At 57.9% G+C, this 23,653-nt stretch carries 15 protein-coding genes and 2 pseudogenes; 10 read left to right on the plus strand and 7 right to left on the minus strand.

Features of this window, described 5'->3' with window-relative positions; all coding sequences use genetic code 11:
- The first annotated feature begins 7 nt into the window (after window positions 1-7).
- The 3 genes from CES87_RS09515 to CES87_RS09525 all read left to right on the plus strand — a co-directional run bounded on the left by CES87_RS09515 (window position 8) and on the right by CES87_RS09525 (window position 1,962).
- Window positions 8-976, plus strand: coding sequence for a polyprenyl synthetase family protein (locus tag CES87_RS09515; RefSeq protein WP_128605935.1), 969 nt, complete (start codon window positions 8-10; stop codon window positions 974-976).
- 181 nt (window positions 977-1,157) lie between these two features.
- Window positions 1,158-1,499 carry a zinc ribbon domain-containing protein YjdM gene (locus CES87_RS09520; protein ID WP_128605936.1) on the plus strand — a complete coding sequence of 114 codons (342 nt, stop codon included), beginning with the start codon at window positions 1,158-1,160 and terminating at the stop codon, window positions 1,497-1,499.
- A 205-nt stretch (window positions 1,500-1,704) separates the two neighbouring features.
- Complete coding sequence (locus tag CES87_RS09525; RefSeq protein WP_128605937.1) at window positions 1,705-1,962, plus strand: hypothetical protein; 258 nt, start codon at window positions 1,705-1,707, stop codon at window positions 1,960-1,962.
- Window positions 1,963-2,087: 125 nt separating this feature from the next.
- On the opposite strand, the gene CES87_RS09530 is transcribed toward CES87_RS09525, so the two are convergent.
- The 3 genes from CES87_RS09530 to CES87_RS09540 form a co-directional block, all read right to left on the minus strand.
- Window positions 2,088-2,705 (minus strand): FKBP-type peptidyl-prolyl cis-trans isomerase, encoded by a 618-nt coding sequence (locus tag CES87_RS09530; RefSeq protein ID WP_128605938.1) that lies wholly within the window; start codon window positions 2,703-2,705, stop codon window positions 2,088-2,090.
- A 120-nt stretch (window positions 2,706-2,825) separates the two neighbouring features.
- Window positions 2,826-3,134 (minus strand): DUF6482 family protein, encoded by a 309-nt coding sequence (locus tag CES87_RS09535; RefSeq protein ID WP_128605939.1) that lies wholly within the window; start codon window positions 3,132-3,134, stop codon window positions 2,826-2,828.
- Between the two features lie 207 nt (window positions 3,135-3,341).
- On the minus strand, window positions 3,342-3,830 hold the full coding sequence (locus CES87_RS09540; protein WP_128605940.1) for a TIGR00645 family protein: 489 nt from the start codon (window positions 3,828-3,830) through the stop codon (window positions 3,342-3,344).
- Between the two features lie 158 nt (window positions 3,831-3,988).
- On the opposite strand from CES87_RS09540, the gene CES87_RS09545 reads away from it, so the two are divergent.
- Complete coding sequence (locus tag CES87_RS09545) at window positions 3,989-5,818, plus strand: hypothetical protein (RefSeq protein WP_128605941.1); 1,830 nt, start codon at window positions 3,989-3,991, stop codon at window positions 5,816-5,818.
- A 6-nt stretch (window positions 5,819-5,824) separates the two neighbouring features.
- Here the strand turns inward: CES87_RS09545 and CES87_RS09550 are convergent, their stop codons facing one another.
- Window positions 5,825-6,166, minus strand: coding sequence for a hypothetical protein (locus CES87_RS09550; protein ID WP_128605942.1), 342 nt, complete (start codon window positions 6,164-6,166; stop codon window positions 5,825-5,827).
- Between the two features lie 309 nt (window positions 6,167-6,475).
- Window positions 6,476-8,914, minus strand: a complete 2,439-nt coding sequence (locus CES87_RS09555) for a Lon protease family protein (protein WP_128605943.1) — start codon at window positions 8,912-8,914, stop codon at window positions 6,476-6,478.
- Window positions 8,915-9,193: 279 nt separating this feature from the next.
- Between CES87_RS09555 and CES87_RS09560 the strand changes: the two genes are divergently transcribed.
- The 3 genes from CES87_RS09560 (at window position 9,194) to CES87_RS09570 (ending at window position 12,301) form a co-directional block, all read left to right on the plus strand.
- Complete coding sequence (locus CES87_RS09560) at window positions 9,194-9,682, plus strand: DUF3015 domain-containing protein (RefSeq protein WP_128605944.1); 489 nt, start codon at window positions 9,194-9,196, stop codon at window positions 9,680-9,682.
- Between the two features lie 223 nt (window positions 9,683-9,905).
- On the plus strand, window positions 9,906-11,759 hold the full coding sequence (locus CES87_RS09565) for a DUF4105 domain-containing protein (RefSeq protein ID WP_128605945.1): 1,854 nt from the start codon (window positions 9,906-9,908) through the stop codon (window positions 11,757-11,759).
- A 47-nt stretch (window positions 11,760-11,806) separates the two neighbouring features.
- Window positions 11,807-12,301: a GreA/GreB family elongation factor gene (locus CES87_RS09570; RefSeq protein WP_128605946.1), complete on the plus strand. Its 495-nt coding sequence runs from the start codon at window positions 11,807-11,809 to the stop codon at window positions 12,299-12,301.
- On the opposite strand, the gene gdhA is transcribed toward CES87_RS09570, so the two are convergent.
- Window positions 12,298-13,635 (minus strand): NADP-specific glutamate dehydrogenase, encoded by a 1,338-nt coding sequence (gdhA, locus tag CES87_RS09575; RefSeq protein ID WP_128605947.1) that lies wholly within the window; start codon window positions 13,633-13,635, stop codon window positions 12,298-12,300. The two genes, CES87_RS09570 and gdhA, sit on opposite strands and share 4 nt — an antisense overlap.
- A 350-nt stretch (window positions 13,636-13,985) precedes the next feature.
- On the minus strand, window positions 13,986-15,650 hold the full coding sequence (ettA, locus tag CES87_RS09580) for an energy-dependent translational throttle protein EttA (RefSeq protein ID WP_128605948.1): 1,665 nt from the start codon (window positions 15,648-15,650) through the stop codon (window positions 13,986-13,988).
- A gap of 285 nt (window positions 15,651-15,935) precedes the next feature.
- On the opposite strand from ettA, the pseudogene CES87_RS09585 reads away from it, so the two are divergent.
- The 3 genes and pseudogenes from CES87_RS09585 to CES87_RS09595 all read left to right on the plus strand — a co-directional run bounded on the left by CES87_RS09585 (window position 15,936) and on the right by CES87_RS09595 (window position 23,643).
- Window positions 15,936-19,783 (plus strand): annotated as a pseudogene (locus tag CES87_RS09585) (EAL domain-containing protein).
- A gap of 186 nt (window positions 19,784-19,969) precedes the next feature.
- Entirely contained in the window at window positions 19,970-21,223 is a 1,254-nt protein-coding gene (gene glyA, locus CES87_RS09590) for a serine hydroxymethyltransferase (RefSeq protein ID WP_128605949.1), read from the plus strand.
- A gap of 1,107 nt (window positions 21,224-22,330) precedes the next feature.
- Window positions 22,331-23,643: pseudogene (locus CES87_RS09595) on the plus strand (C4-dicarboxylate transporter DctA).
- Window positions 23,644-23,653: the final 10 nt, after the last annotated feature.

The raw sequence follows: 23,653 nt of genomic DNA on the forward strand, positions 1-23,653 counted from the left end.
GTCGCTGATGCAACCCCAAGCTTTCTACCGCGCGGTGGCGGACGATTTTAGCGCCGTCGACGGCATCATCAAGAAGCAGCTGACTTCCCGAGTGCCGCTGGTTTCCAAAATCGGCGACTACATCACTTCGGCCGGCGGCAAACGCCTTCGACCTTTATTAGTGTTGCTGTGTGGCAAGGCTCTGGGCCGCGAAGGCGATGACATGCGCCTGCTGGCCGCGACCATCGAATTTCTGCACACCGCGACCCTGTTGCATGACGACGTGGTCGATATGTCCGGTATGCGCCGCGGCCGCTCGACCGCCAACGCCATGTGGGGCAATGCGCCAAGTGTGCTGGTGGGAGATTTCCTGTATTCGCGCTCCTTCGAAATGATGGTCGAACTGGGCTCCATGCCGGTGATGAAGATCCTTTCGCAAGCTACGCGCATCATCGCCGAAGGCGAAGTGTTGCAGTTGTCGAAGGTCCGTGACGCCAGCACCACCGAAGAAACCTACATGGAAGTCATCCGCGGCAAGACCGCGATGCTCTTCGAAGCCTCGACCCACAGCGCTGCGGCCCTGGCCGGTGCAACGCCTGAGCAGAGCGAAGCGCTGCGCACCTTCGGCGATCACCTGGGCGTGGCTTTCCAACTGGTCGACGACCTGCTGGACTACAAAGGCGACGCTGAAACCCTGGGCAAGAACGTCGGTGACGATCTGGCCGAAGGCAAACCGACCCTCCCGCTGATCTACACCATGCGCGAAGGCACGCCGGAACAGGCAGCCTTGGTGCGCAAGGCGATCCAGAAAGGCGGAATCGAAGATCTGGAAAGCATCCGTGCAGCCGTGGAAGCCTCGGGCTCGCTGGACTACACCGCAAAATTGGCCCGCGATTACGTAGCGCGTGCGATCAAGTGCCTCGAAGCGCTGCCCGCCAGCGAATATCGCGATGCGCTGGTCGAATTGAGCGAGTTTGCGGTAGCCCGCACGCACTAAACGCTTTCCTGTAGGAGCGAGCATGCTCGCGATGGTCGTTAACGATAACGCGGGCATTCAGGTATCCCGCGCAATCGTTAGCCTCCATCGCAAGCATGCTCGCTCCTACAGGATTAGTTCCTCCCTGGAAAAACCCTATATAATGTGCGCTTTTTAGCGATCCTGAATCCAAGGAGCCTTAGTGAGCACGTTGCCACCCTGCCCGAAATGCAATTGCGAATACACCTATGAAGACGGCGCCCAGCTGATCTGCCCCGAGTGCGCCCACGAATGGTCCGCCAGCGGCGAAACCCAAGCGGTGTCCGATGACGCGGTGAAAAAGGATTCGGTCGGCAACGTCCTGCAGGACGGCGATACCATCACCGTGATCAAGGACCTCAAGGTCAAAGGCACTTCCCTGGTGGTCAAGGTCGGCACCAAGGTCAAGAACATCCGTCTGTGCGACGGCGATCATGACATCGACTGTAAGATCGACGGCATCGGCCCTATGAAACTCAAATCCGAGTTCGTCAGAAAAGTCTGATAACGCCGTATTCCATCCCACGCCCTGCGTGGGATGGAGGCTCGCCCTCCTCCCGCCTCACCCAACAAATCCTCGCAATAGCCAAACGCCCCAGCCTTGACCTTACTCAATCTTTACCCGCAAAAAGCCGCAATCGGCCAATAGACCCTTGCTATTTGATGAATACGAATTATTCTCATTGATAACCAATCAATGGAGATGAGACATGACTTATTTGATCGATGCCTGGCTGGACCGTCCACACCCTTACCTGAGGATCCTGCATCGGGAAACCGGGGAAGTCTGTGCGGTGCTTGAAGAAGAAGCCTTGAGCGAGTTGCAGGATCAAGGTGACCTGGACCTCAATGGTTTGAGTTCCAGCGAGCCGGTGGTGCTCAAGGAGGTGGTGAGAAATCTGTTCCTGTTCTGCTATGCCCGGGCATTGCGCCCGACAACCGAACTGCATCACAAGATCGAAGTATGAGAAACACAAAACCCTGTAGGAGCGAGCTTGCTCGCGAAGAACGTCAACGATAACGCGTGCATTCTGAATGAACGCGGTGTCCTTGGGTTCATCGCGAGCAAGCTAGCTCCTACAAGATCAAAAGCTTACAGAACGTCGAGCAGTTCGACTTCGAACACCAGTACGCTGTGCGGCGCAATGCTGCCAACGCCTTGAGCGCCGTAAGCCAGTTCGCTCGGCACGTACAGGCGCCATTTGCTGCCGGCATTCATCAGTTGCAGGGCTTCGGTCCAGCCGGCGATTACGCCACCGACCGGGAATTCTGCAGGCTGGCCACGATCGTAGGAGCTGTCGAACACAGTGCCGTCGATCAGGGTGCCGTGGTAGTGGGTACGCACGGTGTCTTCACGGGATGGCTTGGCGCCTTCACCAGCAGTCAGTACTTCGAACTGCAGACCGGAAGCCAGGGTGGTGATGCCGTCACGCTTGGCGTTTTCAGCCAGGAAGGCCAAGCCTTCGCCAGCGGCCACTTCAGCCTTGGCTGCAGCTTCGGCTTGCATGATTTCGCGGATCACCTTGAAGCTGGCGGACATTTCTTCCTGACCCACACGGCTTTCCTTGCCTGCGAAGGCGTCAGTCAGACCTGCCAGGATCGCGTCCAGGCTAACGCCCGGTGGCGGGTTGTCGCGCAGTTGGTCGCCCAGCTGACGGCCGATACCGTAGCTGACGCGGGTTTCGTCGGTGGACAGATTTACTTCGGACATGACACTGCTCCGCTGTGTGGACGGCCCGGGAACTTGCCGTGCGTGCACAGCGCGTCCCGGTGCGCCCGGAACCAAAAGGGCCAGCAGACTAGCACAGATGCCATCGTGTTGATGAGGGTGTCAGCCCTGTCGCGTGGAACGAAGGTCGATTGGCACCTTCAGATTTTCTTCAATGCCACCGAGCCCGCACATCTCGTCATGCACCAGGGTGTGCACAAGGTTGAAGTTCAGCTTGGGAAAGGAGCGCAGCACATCACGGGCATGCTCCACCGAGCGCAGGTGCATCATGTGACCGTGTGTATCGCTCAAAGGATAGGCTGCGCCATGCATCCGTGCCTCCAGCAGGTAGATCCCGCCTTCCATCGAGATCAGATTCAGCTCATCGACCTTCCCGGCGACGGCATAAGCATTCAACTCTTGCAGGTTCATGAGCGCACCTCGTGCAGTGGCGAGTCATACCTTTACAGGCATATGCCTCGACGCATCAAAGTACAAGCCACAAATCATGCCGCTCGTCTGTTTCACAATCCGCTGTAGGAGCGAGGCTTGCCCGCGAAGAGGCTGTGTCAGACAACATAGGTGTGCCTGTAACACCGCCTTCGCGGGCAAGCCTAGCTCATACAGAGGGAGGGTAAATCAGTGCTTGGTTAATTTATCCAGATAGCCCATGGCGAATGCCGACACCACGAACGTCATGTGAATGATCACGTACCACTGCAAATGCTCGGGATCGACGTTCTTGGCGTCCATGAAGATGCGCAGCAAATGGATGGAAGAAATCGCCACGATGGAAGCCGCGACCTTCATCTTCAGGGAAGACGAGTCCATGGTGCCCAGCCAGTTGAGTTTTTCCTTGCTGTCATCGATGTCCAGCTGGGAAACGAAGTTTTCGTAGCCGGATATCATCACCATCACCAGCAAGCCGCCTACCAGCGCCATGTCGATCAACGACAGCAGCACCAGGATCAGATCAGATTCAGCCATCGAAAAGACGTTTGGGATGACGTGGAAGACTTCCTGGAAGAATTTCAGCGCCAAGGCCAGCAGCCCAAGGGACAGGCCGAAGTAGATTGGCGCCAGCAGCCAGCGGGAGGCGTACATTGTGTTTTCGATAAAGCGTTCCATTGAATCTCACACGTGTTTGAAAATGGGCGCGAGTATAACAGCCGCCTGTTGCGCCCAGAAACCATCGGGAAATCCGCCACCTGCGCGTGTGTGTCAAAGTTTTTCTGCTAGTGTCCAAACCATTGACAGCTCAGTGATATCGGACAGGAAGACTGGAAATGGATCTGCGTTTGCCTTTAACCAGTGCCGTAATCTGCCTGGTACTGTTGCTCAGTGGCTGCTCGCCCAGCGACGAGAAGCGCGAGGTCAGCCTTGAGGAAAAGACGGCGCAGTTCGAAAAATCGCTGGATGCCATTGCCGACCCGAAACTCAAGGATGCCGTGGCCGAGCTCGGCGGCTCGCTGTTGCTACTCGAACGCGCGCAACTCAAGCTCGACAGCAAACCGGTGGTGACCGAATACGGTGAAGATGCCCTCGCCGTCCTCAAGCACTACCCCACACCGCAGGCCCTGGTCGACACCTACATCAACGGCCTGTTCGTGTTGCATAAAGATTCCAGCTCCGACTACCTGACCGACCTGCAGCCGGTGTTTCCTTTCAGCTTCAGCATTGCGGCCACGTTTCTCTTTCCCCATGGCCTGGAGTGGCAGTCAGTCACCCTGAGCAACAAACGTGTCATTGCCTTCCAGCCGGAATGGTCTGAAACCGATCCCGGCATTCAGTTGAGCCCCTCGAGCTCCAACCTGACCAACCCCGATGACCTGACCGTGACCTATCCGTTCATCGAGGGCCTCGATATCGATATCAAGAAGCAGCCGCAGCCGGTCAGCCTGCTAGGCAAGGTGGAAGTCATTGCACCAAGCCGGATCTACAGCTTCGACCTGACGAAAAAGGATGTTGGCCAGACGCGTACCAATGACAACCTCAGCGTCACGCTGCTGAAACTGACCAATAACTACGCCGAACTCGAATTCAATAACAGTGCGCCACAGGCCCCGGAGATCGGGGAAACGTCACTTAACCCGCTCATCGTCCAGGCCAGGGACGCCACCGGGCAATTTCTCTCGCGCTCCGGCTCGATCAACGAAACCGCTGCGCAGATTGCCTTTTACCAGCAGCAGTTGGTGAAAATGCAGCAACAGAAGAGCTGGAGCGACGCGTTCGAAAAGCAAATCGATGAAGAACAGCGCACATTCGAGAAGCAGCAATCCCACCGTTATTCGAAGGTGTATTTCAACGGCCCGATCGAAACCCTCGAAGTCAGCCTGCTGGATTTTTCAACCGTCATGGTGACCCGCAAGGATCTGAACCTGCCGGTCCGTCGCTTCGACCGCCATACCACGCGAAAGACTATTGAGCCCCTGAATTTGCCTGTGGTGGTGTATGACGACCAGGCGCCGAGCTGGCTCAAGGGTGCGACGCTGACCGAGGAACAACTGAAAAAGGGTGTCAGGATCAGCCAATCGGTGGAGGACCCGAGCGCTGCGCGAATCGAGTTCAGTCACCTCAGAAGCTTCAATGATGAACTGCTCGGCACCTCTTTCAATCCTGGCGAAAACCCGGTCAGTTTCTTCACCGAGGACAGCAGTGGCAAACGTGATGAGCCGATAGAACTGCCACCGGAGGCGTATCAGGTCGATCCCCTGCGCGGCTCAATCACTTACGACTTGAACCTGTTCCCCGAAACTCCGGCTTATGTGGTGGGCTCCATGCCGCTGTTTTTGGCCACTGTCGACAAAAAGACCCTCGACGCCCACCAGTTGCCGAAGGGGCTTGAGCTCAAAGGCAATGCACTGGTGGTGGATCAGAAAATCTTTCCGGATCAGGACTGGCGTTTTTTCGCCAAGGACGACAGCGGCAACTACCTCAAGGAAATTCTTGCGGTCAACCATGACGCAAGCCCGGAAGGCCCGCCGCTATTTGCCGTGCATTACTTCTACGGGCAACCCACGCGCCTGGAAACCTATCAGCGAACCGACCTCGCCACCGTGCAATATGGTTACGAGGTCAAACTCGACAAGGCTGACACGTCAAAACTGGCCCAATAGTGCGGGTCAATGTTCGGGCCGGAACTCGAAGCTACCGACGTTGCGGCAACGGCCTCCATTGATTTCCCGCAGCTGGGCTTGCAGATGCAGGCACCAGATTTGCGGATCGTCGGCCAGTTCGTAGCCGTGCAGGGTCAGGCTTTCAACAATGGTGTCGAGGATGGACTCAGCAACGAAAGGGCCATGAAACGGGCCTTGGGCTTTGATGGCTGAAGGTTGCTCGCCGGCCATTCCGGCGGCGAAGAGCAAGGTCCACATGCCCGTATCGCCAGCCAATGGCTTGATGGCGCATTCGATACGAGTCACAAGACCCAGACATTGACGGGTGAGGCAGAGGTTGCGCGACATGGCGGCGACCCTCGGTAGATCCGGTATTCAGCCTCCACGGGAAGGCTGTCTCGATCCAGTGATACTGTCGATATCCCTGAGCTGATAATAGAAGAAAAGTTTGACCAGTACGTCAGGTCAGACCAGAAGGCGCCGAATGGTCATTGTGTGAATATTGACGCCAGAGTGATGGCACTTCTGAATTTCGACTCCCCCCAAAAACCTGTAGGAGCGAAGCTTGCTCGCGAAGGCGGCGTGTCAGGCGATAATAATGTCGACTGGCACTACGTCTTCGCGAGCAAGCTTCGCTCCTACAGGGTTGATGGCGTGTTATGCAGGCTTGGCCTCCACCAGTGCTTCGACTGCCAGCTCTTTCTCGGCCTCTTTCAGATCTTCTTCGCTGATCATTTCCGCAATGACCCGCAAGCGCTCCACCACCCGCGCGTTGACACTGCCTTCCGGAAACTCGCCATTCTCATCCGGTTCGCCCGCCGGTTCGCCAACCAACAGACTCAGCGCCTCGTCGGCCTGGCGTACCGCGTAGACATGGAACTGCCCCGCGCGCACCGCGGCCAGCACTTTCTCATCGAGCATCAGCGTGGCCACGTTGGCGTGTGGAATGATCGCTCCCTGCTCGCCGGTCAGACCGCGGGCCTCGCAGAGACGGAAGAACCCTTCGATCTTCTCGTTGACCCCGCCCACCGCCTGCACTTCACCGAACTGGTTGATCGAACCGGTGATGGCAAAGCACTGCTTGAGCGGGGTTTTCGACAGGGCCGAAATCAGGGTGCACGCCTCGCCCAGGGACGCACTGTCGCCATCCACATAACCGTAGGATTGCTCCAGGGCGATACTCGCCGAAATCGCCAACGGGAACTCCTGGGCGTAGCGGCTGCCCAGATAACCGGTGAGGATCATCACGCCTTTGGAGTGGATCGGTTGACCGAGGTTGACCTCACGCTCGATGTCGACGATGCCGCTGCCGCCCGGGTATACCGTGGCGGAAATCCGCGCCGGCACACCGAAGGCCGAGTCGCCGACTTCCAGGACCGTTAACCCGTTGCACTTGCCGACGGCTGCGCCAGCGGTATCGATCAGAATGATCCCCGCCAGCATGTCATCGAGAATCCGCGCCGACACGCGTCCGGTGCGGGTGGCCTTAGCCTTGAGCGCCCGCTCGATGTGACCGGCGTCGGTCATTTCGTCTGCGGCCAGATGACGAATGAAGTCCGCCTCGCTGACCAGTTGGAACAGATCACCGATCCGCGCCGACAATCGCCCCTGATGCTCGGCCAGACGCGCGCTGTACGTCGCCAGTCGCGCCACGGCATCGGCGGTCAACGGCGCCATGCCTTCCTCCGAGGTACGGGTTTTCAGCAACTGGGCGAACTGCTCCAGGCTCTCGTCGACCATCGGGATGTCTTCGTCGAAATCCACCAGGACGCGGAACATCTCCTGGAAGTCCGGATCGAGGTCTTGCAGCGTGTAGTAGAGCGAACGGGAACCGATGATGACGACTTTAACCTGCAGCGGAATATGTTGCGGCGTCAGGGTCATAGTGGCGAAACGGCCCATATCGCCGAGTGGCGATTCCATTTTCAGCTTGCGCGATTGCAGGGCACGTTTCAGCGCGTCCCACACAAACGGCTCGCTGAGCATTTTGTCCGCTTCAAGGATCAGGAAACCACCGTTGGCCCGGTGCAGCGCTCCCGGTCGCAGCTGTCGATAGGTGGTGTACAGCGCACCTTGATCGGTACTGTATTCGATGCGGCCAAACAGGTTTTCGTAGGTCGGGTGAGGTTCGAACACGACCGGTGCACCGCCACTGGCCGAATGACCGACCACCAGGCTCGGCGCGTACTGTTCTTCCAGCAGTTTGCGGGCGACGGCGTCGGTCTTGCTGTCGTCAACCAGTTGCTCGACCACGGTTTTGAGCAGGTACACCTGCATGGCTTGCAGGTAACCACAGACCGCCGCGTTCTCGGCGTATTTCTCCGACAAAGGCGACAGTAATGGCTGCAAGGCCAGGGTGATGGTTTCTTCGTTGAGGTGGCGCATCTGATTGCTCGACTCGCGCTTCCACTGTGGCAGGCTGGCGAGTTCTTCGTTCAGGCGCTCTTCGAGGTTGGAAATGTCCTCGTGGAAGCGATCGCGCTCGGCTTCCGGCAACTGGGCGAATTCTGCCTCATCCAGCGCCTTGCCCTCGAGCATCGGAGTGAAAGCGATATTGCTGCTGTCGCGGTAGAGCGCGACGTCTTTCTCCAGGGCCAAACGCTCGATTATGTCCAGTGCCTTGTCGTAGCGCTGATTGAACGCACGGTCGATAGCGCTTTTTTTCTGCTGGTAGGACGGGTGTTCGAACACTGCTGGAAAGGTTGCCAGCAGGTTGTCGATCAATCCGTTGATGTCACCGATAAAGGCACCGGCGGTGCCCGATGGCAACTCTAATGCGCGCGGCTCGCGCGGCTCATCGAAATTATTAACGTAGACCCAGTCCGCCGGGGTCTGCAGGCGCTTGCCTTCGGCTTTCAGGTAGCGTTTGACGAACGAAAACCGGCCGGTGCCGGGCTCGCCCATGACGAAAACGTTGTAACCGGGGCGTGGCATGGCCACACCGAACTGCAAGGCTTCAACCGCGCGTTCCTGGCCAAGCACACCGCGAAAGGGCTCCAGATCATTGGTGGTAGAGAAGCTGAACTGTTCAGCGGAAAACGGACGGGTCAGCGCTTCGGGCGCTAGACGCAAGCTGGCAGCAACAGGATCAGGCATCGGGCTTCCTTAACAATCAGGCGGGGCAGATAGCGGCATTCTGGCGCTGCCCATGCCTGACTGGCAAGGAGCGCCTCAGGCCAAAGCATAGACAAGTCGAAACCCCGGCGCAGAGAGGCGCCAAATCACTGTTTTCAACGTATGTTTTGCAAAAAATCACGGAACCCCGTGATCGTGCCTAAACTCCAAACTGCGCGGCTGGACTAATAACCGGCCCAACTGGCGTCAGATACGCGCCAGATCCCTTGTCCATTGGTACGCACACAAGAGAACAAAGCTATGAAACGGATTCTTCTTGGTACTCTCTTCACCGTTGTATCCATCAACGCCATGGCTCAGGCGCCTGGCGGCCCGGATTGCGGTTGGGGCAACATGCTGTTCGAAGGTCAGCGTGGTACTCCGGCTCACATGCTGGCCTCCACCACCAACGGCACTTCCGGTAATGCAACCTTCGGTATGACCTCTGGCACCAACGGTTGCGCCACCAACGCGTCGCTGACCTATGGCGGCAAATCCTGGTTTGCCATGAATGGCATGATGAACGAGCTGTCCGAAGACATGGCTAAAGGTCAGGGTGAAGCACTGACCACATATGCCGTGGTATTGGGCGTGGCGCCGGAAGACCGTGCGCACTTCGCCGCCGTCACTCACGAGCACTTCCAGCAGATCTTCAGCAAGGCTGACGTGACCGCGGAAGATGTGCATACCAACACTCTGGCCGTTCTGAAGAACGATCCCCGTCTGGCCAAGTACGCTACTCAAGCTTAAGCTCGACCCGCCCCGCTTCTCTTGGGAAGCGGGTTTTATTTTTTGGACCTGCCCATGCCATTCACCTGTAGGAGCTGGCTTGCCAGCGATGGTCTCTAAGGCGCTGTGTTCATCCAGTTAGCACGCGTCATCGTTAACGACCATCGCTGGCAAGCCAGCTCCTACAGTTAAGCGGCATCAACCCCGCTGGGTCTTTGTTTTTATCCTGTTTAAGTTGCCACTTATGCTCAAACGCCTTGCCTGGCTGGCGCTCTGTGTCTGCGCCCAGCTGTCTGCCGCGCCACTTATCGACAATCAACGTTTGCAGCAACTGGCCAACGACCCTTTCTGGATTTCCCTGGGCCATTACGAAACCGCCAAGCTCGGTGGATGGCGCAGCTATGTCAGCGACAAGAAGTTCTTCCTCGCCGCCGATGGCAACGAGCACCCGGACCACGAATTGTCGGCCACTGTACGCGCGCTGTATGCCCCGGTCAGTGCCGGCGAGCAGCATGCGCAATGCGTTTACCCGGCGCGTACTCGTTGGCTCAAAGCGCAACTCAACCTGACCGATCTGCCGACGCCGGACTGCACCGAATTCAAGCAATGGTTCAAGGACGTCTCGCCCCACAGCGCGGTGATGATTTTCCCGGCGGCCTACCTCAACAGCCCATCCTCAATGTTCGGCCATACCTTGCTGCGCATCGACCAGGCCGACGTCCAGAGTGACAAGACCTCGCTGCTCAGTTATGCGATCAATTTCGGCGCCTACATTGAAGGCTCGGACAACAGCATCCTCTATGCCTGGAAAGGCTTGATGGGCGGCTATCCGGGACTGTTTGCGCTGGTGCCGTACCAGGAAAAACTCTCGGAATACCGCAGCCTGGAAAACCGCGACCTGTGGGAGTACCGTCTGAACCTGACCAAGGCCGAAACCGAGCGTATGGTCGAGCATGTCTGGGAACTCAAACAGATCCAGTTCGACTATTTCTTCTTCGACGAAAACTGCTCTTATCGCCTGCTGGAACTGCTGCAAGTGGCGCGCCCGAGTCTGAGGCTGACCGAGCAATTCCCGCTGACCGCCATCCCCACCGACACCGTCAAAGCCGTGAAAGAGGCCGGGCTGGTGGAGTCCATTCAGTACCGCCCTTCCCGCGAGCGCGAACTGCTCAGCCGTGCCGAGCCATTGACTGATGAAGAGCAGCAGTGGGTACTGAAAGTCAGCGCCGACCAGAAACAACTGCAAACCGCGGAATTCAAGGCGCAACCCCGCGACCGTCAGGCGCTGATCATCGATGCGGCCTATCGTCTGGAACGCTACCGCGCCAACGGTCAGGAGCGTGACCCGCAACGGGCGCAACGCAGCTTCGAACTGCTGCGGGCGATCAACCAGAACCCGCCACCGGAGCTGGACATCCCGCAACCCGGACTGCCCGAGGATGGCCACGAATCCCGCACCTGGCAGGCCGGAATCGGCACCCGAGGCGACCGCGCGTTTGGCGAATATGGCCTGCGCATGGCCTATCACGACCTCAACGACAATGCCGAAAGTTTCCCCCTCGGTGCGCAGATCGAAATTTTGCAACTGAAACTGCGTCAGTACGAAGGCAATGACTGGCAAGTACAGCAACTGGACCTGGCGACCATTCGCTCTCTGACTCCACGCAATGAGCTGCTCCAACCGCTTTCGTGGCAAGTCACCGGTGGCCTGGAGCGGGTACCGGGAAAGCATGAGGATGAAACCCTGGTCAGCCACGTCAATGGCGGCGGTGGTGGAACCTGGCAATTGAGCGACGACATGCTGGGTTTTGCCCTGGGCACCGTGCGCGTGGAACACAACAATGACTTCGCCGGGTTTATTGCTCCTGCGGCGGGTTTCAACACAGGCCTGCTATGGAAAAACCCGTTGGGCAACTTCAGTCTGGAAACCAAGGGTGATTTTTTCACCAATGGCGAAGTGCGCCGCAGTGTGAGCCTGAATCAGCAGTGGGAACTGTCGCGCAACCTTGGCGTGCGCCTGAGTGCCCAGCGCGAATTCAGTCACCTGGCAACACCCGAGAACGAGGTATTGCTAGAGGTGAAGTGGTATCACTATTGATTCAGGAACCGATCGATCAGGCCCAAACCCCATACCGGGAGAAAACCATGAGTCGCGCCTTCATCAATGAAGATAACGCCGCCGCGCAAGCCGATCAGCCAGTCGAGCGGCAGGTCAGTGCGCAGCCCAATTACGTCACGCCCGCCGGCCTGAGCCTGTTGCAAGACAAGGTCGCCGAGTTGCACGCGCTGCACGGCGAACAATCGGCGCGCGGCGATCAGGCTGACAAACAGCTGATGGCCAACCTTGAGCGCGATCTACGCTATTTCCACCAACGCCTGCAAAGTGCACAGGTTGTGCCGCTCGCGACATCAACAAAGAAGGTTCAGATCGGCAGCTGGGTGACCTACACCGATGAGCATGGCACTGAGCAACGCGTGCAACTGGTCGGTGAAGACCAGGCCGCTGCCGCCAAAGGCCTGATCAATTGGGGATCGCCGCTGGGTCGGGCGTTGCTCGGGGCGCAACTCGGTGACGAGGTGCTGTGGCAGCGCCCCGCCGGCGATTACCTGATCGAGATCATCCGCATCGACCCGGCTTAAACCACGCCTTGGGCGAGCATGGCGTCGGCGACCTTGACGAAACCGGCGATGTTCGCGCCTTTGACGTAGTTGACCTGACCGTTCTCTTCACCGTAATGCACGCAGGCGTGGTGGATCGACTGCATGATCGCATGCAGCTTGCTGTCCACTTCACCGCCGGTCCACAGCAGGCGCATGGCGTTCTGCGACATCTCCAGCCCGCTCACGGCAACCCCGCCGGCGTTGGACGCCTTACCCGGTGCGAACAGAATGCCGGCGTCGATGAACAGGTCCACCGCCTCAAGAGTGGTTGGCATGTTCGCGCCTTCCGCCACACAGACGCAGCCGTTGCGCAACAACGCTTGAGCGGCATCGGCATCCAGTTCGTTTTGTGTGGCACATGGCAGCGCGATGTCACAGCTCAGTCCCCACGGGTGCTGCCCGGCGAGGAACTCCAGACCGAAACGGCTGGCTAATTCACTGATGCGCCCGCGCTGGACGTTTTTCAGTTCCAGTACTGCTTGCCATTGCGCCTCGGTCAAACCGCTCTCGCAGTACAGCGTGCCTTCGGAGTCGGACAGCGAGATCACTTTACCGCCCAGGTCCATGACCTTGCGTGCCGCGTATTGCGCGACGTTGCCGGAACCAGAGATCGCCACGCGCTTGCCTTCAACCGTCAGGCCGCGACGCTTGAGCATTTCCTCGGCGAAATACACGCAACCGAACCCGGTGGCCTCCGGGCGAATCAGACTGCCGCCATAGCTTGGCCCCTTGCCGGTCAGCACGCTGGTGAACTGGTTGCTCAAACGTTTGTACTGGCCGAACAGGAAACCGATTTCGCGGGCACCGACGCCGATATCACCAGCCGGCACGTCAACGTCGGCACCGATGTGACGGTACAGCTCGCTCATGAAGGCCTGGCAGAAACGCATGACTTCCGCATCGCTTTTGCCTTTCGGATCGAAGTCAGAACCGCCCTTGCCACCGCCCATGGGCAACGAAGTCAGGGAGTTTTTGAAGGTCTGCTCGAAAGCAAGGAACTTCAACACGCCCAGGTTCACCGAAGGGTGGAAACGCAAGCCGCCCTTGTACGGACCGATGGCGCTGTTCATTTGAATGCGGAATCCGCGATTGACCTGCACTTTGCCGTGATCGTCGACCCAGGAAACCCGAAACACAATCGCCCGCTCCGGCTCGCAAATCCGCTCCAGAATGCCCGAAGTCAGATAATGCGGATTGGCCTCAAGAAAGGGCCAGAGACTGCGCAGGACTTCTTCGACAGCCTGATGAAATTCTGGCTGGTCCGGATCGCGTTTTTTCAGGCGGGCAAGGAAGGATTCGACGGATTCGATCATGGACAAAGTCTCGGCAAATTTATTGTCGTTGGAAGAAATTTGGCCGGACTGTAGCAAACGATTCGCGCACAAGAACAGCGCAAAATGTCGCACTTATGAAATTAAATGGTGCACAGGATATAAATAAACCCTGTTTTCTACCGATTTTGCACCGAAAAAGGGAGCCTTGATTCAAGCTTTGCACCATCAGTGAAATTGCTTCGCGGGCAAGCCTCGCTCCTACAGTTGATCGTGCCGCTCCTGTAGGAGCGAAGCTTGCTCGCGAAAGCTGCGCAGCGGTGTCCCTGAAAAACACGCAAAAAAAAACGGAGCCCGAAGGCTCCGTTCTCTTTCATGCAACCAACCCGAAATCAGGCCAGTTTTTTGTGCCGTACACGATGCGGCTGGGCCGCCGCTTCGCCAAGACGCTTTTTGCGATCGGCTTCGTACTCGGAGTAGTTGCCTTCGAAGAACACTGCTTGCGAGTCATCTTCGTACGCCAGGATGTGAGTCGCGACGCGGTCAAGGAACCACCGATCGTGGGAGATCACAATGGCGGCGCCCGGGAAGTCCAGCAGGGCTTCTTCCAGGGAACGCAGGGTTTCGACGTCGAGGTCGTTGGATGGTTCGTCGAGCAGCAGGACGTTGCCGCCCTCTTTCAAGGTCAGGGCCAGGTGCAAGCGACCGCGCTCACCACCGGACAGGTCCTTGACGAACTTCTGCTGGTCGCCGCCCTTGAAGTTGAAACGACCGACGTAGGTGCGCGACGGGATCTCGTAGTTACCGATGCGGATCTGGTCGGAACCGTCGGAGATTTGCTGGAACACAGTTTTGCCGCCGTCCAGGTCTTCGCGGCTCTGATCCACGCAAGCAAGCTGCACGGTTTCGCCGACTTCGATGCTGCCCGAATCCGGGGTTTCCTTGCCCATCAGCATGCGGAACAGTGTGGATTTACCCGCACCGTTACCACCGATCACGCCGACAATCGCGCCTTTCGGCATGGAGAACGACAGGTTGTCGATCAGCACGCGATCGCCGTAGCCCTTGGTGACGTTCTTGAACTCGATAACCTTGTCACCCAGGCGCGGACCAGCCGGGATGTAGATCTCGTTGGTTTCGCTGCGTTTCTGGAATTCCTGCGACTGCATTTCTTCGAAGCGTTGCAGACGAGCCTTGGATTTCGACTGGCGGGCCTTGGCGCCTTTGCGCACCCACTCCAGTTCTTCCTTCATGGCTTTTTCATGGGCCGACTGCTGCTTGGATTCGGCAGCCAGACGATCGGATTTGGCTTCCAGCCAGCCGGAATAGTTGCCCTCGTAAGGAATGCCCGCGCCGCGGTCGAGTTCCAGAATCCAGCCAGCGACGTTGTCCAGGAAGTAACGGTCGTGCGTGATCGCTACCACGGTGCCCGGGAAGTCGTGCAGGAAGTGCTCCAGCCAGGCGACGGAATCGGCGTCCAGGTGGTTGGTCGGTTCGTCGAGCAGCAACATGTCAGGGGCGGACAGCAGCAGGCGGCACAAGGCCACACGACGCTTTTCACCACCGGACAGGAATTCGACCTTGGCATCCCAGGCCGGCAGGCGCAGCGCATCGGCGGCGACTTCCAGCTGACGCTCCAGGTTATGACCGTCACTGGCTTGCAGAATGGCTTCGAGCTTGGCCTGTTCGGCAGCCAGTTTGTCGAAGTCGGCATCCTCATCAGCGTAAGCCGCGTAGACCTCGTCCAGGCGAGCCTGGGCGTTCTTGATCACGCTGACCGCTTCCTCGACCACTTCACGCACGGTTTTGGTTGGATCAAGGATGGGTTCCTGCGGCAGATAACCGATGTTCAGCTCCGGCATCGGACGGGCTTCACCTTCGAACTCGGTGTCGACGCCGGCCATAATTTTCAGCAGCGTGGATTTACCCGAACCGTTGAGGCCGAGCACGCCGATCTTGGCGCCGGGGAAGAACGACAAGGAGATGTTTTTCAGGATTTCCCGCTTCGGCGGCACAACTTTGCCCAGCCGATGCATGGTGAATACGTATTGAGCCATGGAGAACCTTGGGTCAGTGACTGATGAATGAATAGAGCGCAGGCGATGCCCGGCCAGACCGTGCGCGTTGACCGCTTGATGTGCACCAATGCGTGCGCGCTGAAAAAGTCTGATTCTAGGAGCTGGAACGCTCCCGCGTAACCGGCAAAGCTACCTTAATGACAGATAGCCGTCCAGCCGAGCGGGGCTGGCACTTTGCCACAACTCAAGGCATGCTAGCCGCGTTCCGGGCGTCCGGCTTATAGTGCACGTCGCGCCAGTCCAGCCAAACCGCAGGATTAAAGTTTGTCCAATGTCCCTCCGCCCCTGACCACCAGTGCACCGACTGCGGCGCCCGGTTCGCCCCTGCGCGGAACCCTGAAAGGTGCGTTGGCGACACTGGTGCTACTGCTGCTGGCACTGCTGTTCTGGCAACTGTTGGACCAGTTGCGCGAAACCCAGAAAAACCAGCGTCAATACACCATCGACTACACCGCCGACCTGGCCGCACAAGTCAGTTTGAACATGGCGCTCAACGCGCAGATCGCCCTTAACCTGCTACCGATCGTCGAACAGCCGCAAAGTACCGACGAACAGCAGGAGTTGCTGCGCAAGCTGCAAAAGTCCTTGCCCGACCTGACCAGCCTTGCCTTGCTCAGCCCGTCCGGAATAATCCTCACTGACAGCGCGACCAACAGCGAAGACGCCGACTACCTGAGCGAACTGGTCCGACGCAGTCGTGCTCAGCCTCACTACTTCAGCAATGCCATCGATGGCTCGATGGTTCACCTGCTGTTACATCAGGCCAGCGGCAGCACCCGTGGCTACTGGGCCTTGCGCTTCAAACCGACGCTGTTTTCGTCCCTGACCCAACTCAACGAGTCCGTTGGGCGTCCGCGGTGGCTGGTGGAAAACCGCTTCAACCACCAGATCATCAGCCGCGATGAAGCGCTGCCTTTGGTCAACCCGGGCACGCTGACCCAGGATGATGTCAGCAACAGCGTGCTGACCGTTCCGCTGAGCGGCAGCGACTGGCAACTGCGCGGGCTGTTCGATCGCCAGCGTGTGCTCGAAGAGTTGCTACCGGCCTTCATTGGCAAATGCCTGCTGGGGCTGGCCTTTTCCGTGCTGCCGTTTATCGTCCTGCTGAACACGCGCCGACGTCAGCGCCAACTGCATGAAGGCCGCCGCCGTTATCAGGAAGTTTTCGAAGGCACCGGCGTCGCGCTGTGCGTACTCGACATGTCCGGCCTCAAGATCATCTTCGACAGGGCCCGACTGCAGAGCAACGAACAACTGCAAGGCTGGCTGGAGGATCCGGAGCAACGTCTGTATTTGCTACAGGCGCTGCGTATTACCGAGGTCAATCAGGTTGCCTTGCAGTTGCTCAACGCCAGCACCTGCGGAGAAGCCTGGGACCTGCTGATCGATGGCAACCCGCTGGATGACAGCGCCATCGGCAATCAAGTGCTCGAAGCAGTGTTCAATCAGCAGCAGCAACTTGAGCTGGAAATCAAACTCCAAGACGCCACTGGCCGCGACCAGCACCTGTGGTTGGTGTTGCGCCTGCCGGAAAACCCGGAAGACTATAAAGCGGTGATCCTGAGCATCACCGATATCACCAGCCGCAAGCTCATCGAGTTGTCGCTACAGGAGCGCGAAGGGTTCTGGTCCGATGTGGTGCGCACCGTGCCCGATCACCTGTACGTGCAGGACGTGATCAGTCAGCGCATGATCTACAGCAACCACCATCTTGGCCAGACCCTCGGTTACAACCGCACCGAACTGCAACAGATGGGCGAGTACTTCTGGGAAATCCTCCTGCACCCCGATGATGCCGACTACTACCACCGCTCGCGCCAGACCCAACGGCATGGTGGCTACAGCCAATTGATGCAATGCCAGTTGCGCTTCCGTCACCGGGATGGGGAGTGGCGGCGTTTCGACATTCGCGAACAGGCCCTGGCGCGAGACAAACACGACCAGGTGACCCGCATCATTGGCGTGGCCAAGGACATCACCGAGCAGATCGAAGCCAGTGAGTCTCTGCGCGACAGCGAGCAGCGCTACCGAATGCTCGCCGAAAGCATCAGCGACGTGATTTTCTCCACCGACAACCGCATGACGCTCAACTACGTCAGCCCGTCGGTGCAAGCCGTGCTGGGTTACGACGCCGAATGGATTTTCCAGAACGGCTGGCATTCGACCATCGCCAACCCGCAGCAACTGACCGGTATCTATAGCCTGATGGATCGGGTCAGCAAGGCGCTGGATCAACCCGAGCAACTGGCACTGTTGCGCAACCAGGTGCAGACCCAGTTGTTCTTGTTCGACTGCTTGCGGGCCGACGGGCGCAAGATCCCATCGAGCTACGGTTGGTGCTGGTCTGGGACGAGCATGGTGCATTCGAGGGCGTGCTCGGGGTCGGTCGCGACATCAGCCAGCAACGCCGTGCCGAAAAAGACCTGCGCATGGCCGCCACGGTTTTTGAACATTCGACCTCGGCGATCCTGATCACGGACCCGGCCGGCTATATCGTCCAGGCCAACGAAGCCTTCAGCCGCGTCAGTGGTTATGCGGTGGAACAGGTGCTCGACCAGTTGCCGAACATGCTCACCGTCGATGAGCAGCAGGAAGCCCATCTGCGTTATGTGCTCAAACAACTCAATCAGAACAGCACCTGGGAAGGCGAGGTCTGGCTCAAACGGCGCAATGGCGAGCATTACCCGGCGTGGGTCGGCATTACCGCGGTGCTGGACGACGAAGGCGATCTGGCCAGTTACGTATGCTTCTTCAGCGACATCAGCGAGCGCAAGGCCAGTGAGCAGCGGATCCACCGCCTCGCCTATTACGACGCCTTGACGCACCTGCCCAACCGCACGCTGTTCCAGGATCGCCTGCACACGGCGTTACAAGCGGCCGATCGGCAGAAGTCCTGGGTGGTGTTGATGTTCCTTGACCTCGACCGCTTCAAGCCGATCAACGACTCGCTAGGTCACGCCGCCGGCGATCGCATGCTCAAGGAAATGGCCATTCGCCTGCTCGGTTGCGTCGACGATGACGACACTGTGGCGCGCATGGGCGGCGACGAGTTCACCTTGCTCCTGCAACCGCGGGCCAACCGTGAAATCGCCTTGAACAGGGCGATTCACGTGGCGGAACAGATTCTCGCCAGCCTGGTGAGACCGTTCGTACTCGAAGGCCGCGAATTCTTCGTCACGGCCAGTATCGGCATCGCCCTGAGCCCGCAGGATGGCAACGAGCTCAGTCAGTTGATGAAAAACGCCGACACAGCGATGTACCACGCCAAAGAGCGCGGCAAGAACAACTTCCAGTTCTATCAGACGGACATGAACGCCAGCGCCCTGGAGCGCCTGGAACTGGAAGGTGACTTGCGTCATGCCCTGGAACAGAACGAGTTTGTGCTGTATTACCAGCCGCAATTCAGTGGTGATGGCAAACGATTGACAGGTGCCGAAGCCCTGTTGCGCTGGCGTCATCCGCGCCGCGGCCTGGTACCGCCAGGGGACTTCATACCGGTGCTCGAAGAGCTAGGTCTGGTAGTGGATGTGGGCGACTGGGTGATCAGCGAGGCTTGCCGTCAGCTCAAGACCTGGCATCAAGCCAAGGTTCGGGTGCCGAAGGTGTCGGTGAACATCTCGGCGCGGCAGTTCTCCGACGGTCAGCTCGGCACGCGCATCGCTACCATCCTCAAGGACACCGGTCTGCCGCCGGCGTGCCTGGAACTGGAGCTGACCGAAAGTATCCTGATGCGCGAAGTCAGCGAAGCGATGCAGATTCTCGACGGTCTGAAAAACCTCGGCCTGAGCATTGCGGTCGACGACTTCGGCACGGGGTACTCATCGCTCAACTACCTCAAGCAGTTCCCGATCGACGTACTGAAAATCGACCGCACCTTCGTCGACGGCCTGCCGTCGGGTGAACAGGATGCGCAGATCGCCCGGGCAATCATCGCCATGGCCCACAGCCTCAACCTGGCGGTAATCGCCGAGGGTGTGGAAACTCAGGAGCAGCTGGATTTTCTCCGGGAGCATGGTTGCGATGAGGTTCAGGGCTACTTGTTTGGCCGTCCGATGCCGGCCAGGAAGTTCGAAGTGCAGTTCAGCAATGATGCGTTGTTCGTGTTCGACTGAGATTTTCGCTGTTCCGGGCGGCCTCTTCGCGGGCAAGCCTCGCTCCTACAGCGAAGAGGGCTGCACGATCACCACTGATCCCGCATGAAGGCCACTTGTCTGCGACATGATGTCCTTTCATATGCCTTCCAAAACCGGTTGGGGTAGAATGCCCCCCTTTTCTGCCCCCGATCCTTGAGGACCGCCATGTTCAGCCGTGATTTGACTATTGCCAAGTACGACGCCGATCTCTTTGCCGCCATGGAGCAAGAAGCTCAGCGCCAGGAAGAGCACATTGAGCTGATCGCTTCGGAAAACTACACCAGCCCTGCGGTGATGGAAGCTCAAGGCTCGGTACTGACCAACAAGTACGCCGAAGGCTACCCGGGCAAGCGCTACTACGGCGGTTGCGAGTACGTCGACGTGGTCGAGCAACTGGCCATCGATCGTGCAAAACAACTGTTCGGCGCCGATTACGCCAACGTTCAGCCGCACGCCGGTTCGCAAGCCAACAGCGCCGTTTACCTGGCCCTGCTGTCGGCCGGTGACACCATCCTGGGCATGAGCCTGGCCCACGGCGGTCACCTGACCCACGGCGCCAGCGTTTCGTCCTCCGGCAAGCTGTACAACGCCATCCAATACGGCATCGACGCCAACGGCCTGATCGACTACGACGAAGTCGAGCGCCTGGCGGTCGAGCACAAGCCGAAGATGATCGTAGCCGGTTTCTCTGCCTACTCGCAGATCCTGGACTTCCCGCGCTTCCGTGCTATCGCCGACAAGGTAGGTGCTTACCTGTTCGTCGACATGGCTCACGTGGCCGGTCTGGTCGCCGCTGGCGTCTACCCGAACCCGGTTCCATTCGCTGACGTCGTGACCACCACCACTCACAAGACCCTGCGCGGTCCGCGTGGCGGCCTGATCCTGGCTCGCGCCAACGCCGACATCGAGAAGAAGCTGAATTCCGCAGTATTCCCGGGCGCCCAAGGTGGCCCGCTGGAGCACGTGATTGCCGCTAAGGCGATCTGCTTCAAGGAAGCACTGCAGCCTGAGTTCAAGGCTTACCAGCAACAAGTGGTGAAAAACGCCCAGACCATGGCCAGCGTGTTCATCGAGCGTGGGTTCGACGTGGTTTCCGGCGGGACTGAAAACCACCTGTTCCTGCTGTCGCTGATCAAGCAGGAAATCTCCGGTAAAGATGCTGACGCCGCTCTGGGCAAAGCATTCATCACCGTAAACAAGAACTCCGTGCCAAACGACCCACGCTCCCCGTTCGTCACCTCCGGCCTGCGCTTTGGCACTCCGGCTGTGACCACTCGTGGCTTCAAGGAAGCAGAGTGCAAGGAACTGGCTGGCTGGATCTGCGACATCCTGGCTGACCTGAACAACGAAGCGGTGATCGACGCCGTTCGTGAGAAAGTAAAAGCCATCTGCAAGAAGCTGCCGGTATACGGCGCCTGATAGTAGAAAGTTTAAAAAAAGCCCGGCCAATTTGGCCGGGCTTTTTTTTGCCCAGAAAATCTAACGCAACTTTCGCATTTTCTTCTAAGCGACAACTTCTGAAATATTCAACCACCAAATAACTGCTTACCCCCTACCATCTTACTGCTAGCTTATTAACTCACCAGCAAAACTCCGCTTTATAAAAAATTTTGCTGATTGTTCAAACACAGTAACCGACTCTTATCTTGAATAATGATACCGACATCGAAAAACACTTATAACCTCTTTTTACAGTGAATACCATATGACTACAGACCGGAAAAAATCTTTTATCGCAACCATTAGCACAGGAAACGCCCCTTTACACTTCCTGAGTGAAATGCGCGGTAAGCAGACGATGGTCACCTATACACAATTCAGTGGTGGATTCTTCACCGGCGCCCCACAAACACGGGACCACTCGCATTTTTGGGGGTGCACCCAGAAGTACCGATGAACACCCAGCCTCGACTGACGCTTTATTTCAGGCATACCAACTCCAGTTACAGACTCTATATCCGTTCACCGGGTCCATATCATGGAATGTGCCTCAGCGTCAGCGACCAAGGATTAATTGGAGCATTCCCCTCAGCCGACTCAAGCACCTTCAATCTATTGAGGGATAATGGCATGCCGCTTAATATTGAGCATGTCAGCGACACTACATTCTGCACCTACTTACAAGTCAGAGATTCCGGACTATTGCGTACAAAAATTATCCGAGGCTCTCCGTATATCTATATAGCGGATAACGGCGGAATGCCTCGAACTTTCAACTTCAACATACTGGAAAGAAATGCACCTTACATAAACGGTCCTGACGAAGTTTGATGTACGAATATTAAATCGGCGGGCGACGACTGACTATCTAGCCCGCACTTTCAGGCACCTGGAAAAACCAGACGTCGGGGGCGTACCACCACTGGTAAGACCGGTCATGCCAATTTTTCAATTTCCGCTTGCGATCCCACGAAATCAGCGACTAGACTGCGGCTGCACTGGACATACCGGTAAGACCACAATAATTAAGTCCTGAATGCCATGCGCTCAGCATTGGCCGCCAGGACACCGACCAGGATTTCTCCCATGCTCAGATGGTGCTCGCGTTCAATCTTCCTCCAAGTGGTTCTCGGACTGGTGCTCGGCATCGTCTGCGGGCTGACCCTTCCCGAATACTCCGCTCAGCTCAAACCGCTCGGTGACGGTTTTATCAAGCTGATAAAAATGCTCATCGGCCTGATTGTATTCTGCGTGGTAGTCAGCGGTATCAGCGGTGCAGGCGACTTGAAGAAGGTCGGACGCATCGGCCTGAAATCGGTGATCTACTTCGAAGTGCTGACCACCATTGCCTTGGTGATCGGCTTGGTATTCGCCTTCAGCACCGGCATTGGCAGCGGCGCGAATATTCATCTGGATCAGCTTTCCGCTGCCGACATGGGCGATATAGCCCAGCGCGGCCAGCACATGCACACCACCACCCAGTTCCTGATGGATCTGATCCCGACTTCGGTGATTGGTGCTTTCGCCGATAACAACATTTTGCAAGTGCTGCTGTTCTCGGTGCTGTTCGGCAGCGCCCTTAATCTGGTAGGCGAAGCCGCTTCCGGGATCTCGCGGCTGATCAACGAACTGAGCCATGTGATCTTCCGAATCATGGGCATGATCGTGCGCCTGGCGCCAATCGGCGTGTTCGGTGCTATCGCCTTCACTACCAGCAAATATGGCCTGGACTCACTGCAGCATCTGGGCAGCCTGGTGGGGTTGTTTTACCTGACCTGCATGGCGTTTGTATCATTGATCCTCGGGCTGGTGATGCGCCTGTCAGGCCTGCGCATGTGGCCTCTGCTCAAGTACCTGCGTGAAGAACTGCTGATCGTTATGGGTACGGCCTCGTCCGACGCGGTGTTGCCACAGATCATGCGCAAACTGGAACACCTCGGGATCGGCAGCTCGACGGTCGGACTGGTGATCCCTACCGGGTATTCGTTCAACCTCGACGGCTTTTCGATTTACCTGACCCTGGCCATCGTCTTCATCGCCAACGCCACTGGCACGCCGCTGGCCATGACCGACCTGCTGACAATTCTGCTGGTATCGCTGATCACATCCAAAGGCGCCCACGGCATTCCCGGTTCCGCACTGGTGATCCTGGCGGCGACCCTGACCGCGATCCCGGCTATTCCAGTCGTCGGTCTGGTGTTGGTGCTGGCGGTGGACTGGTTCATGGGCATCGGCCGGGCGCTGACCAACCTGATCGGCAACTGCGTCGCCACGGTGGCCATCGCCCGCTGGGAAAAGACATTGATGTACAACGGGCGAACAAGGTGCTTTGCGGGCAGGTGGGTTATACCTTCCAGCCGAGAAAACCGGTTACCCCGACACATCAGCAAGAATTTTAAACAACGTGCG

The organism is Pseudomonas sp. ERMR1:02 (genome assembly GCF_002277815.1).
In the GTDB taxonomy this organism is placed as follows: domain Bacteria; phylum Pseudomonadota; class Gammaproteobacteria; order Pseudomonadales; family Pseudomonadaceae; genus Aquipseudomonas.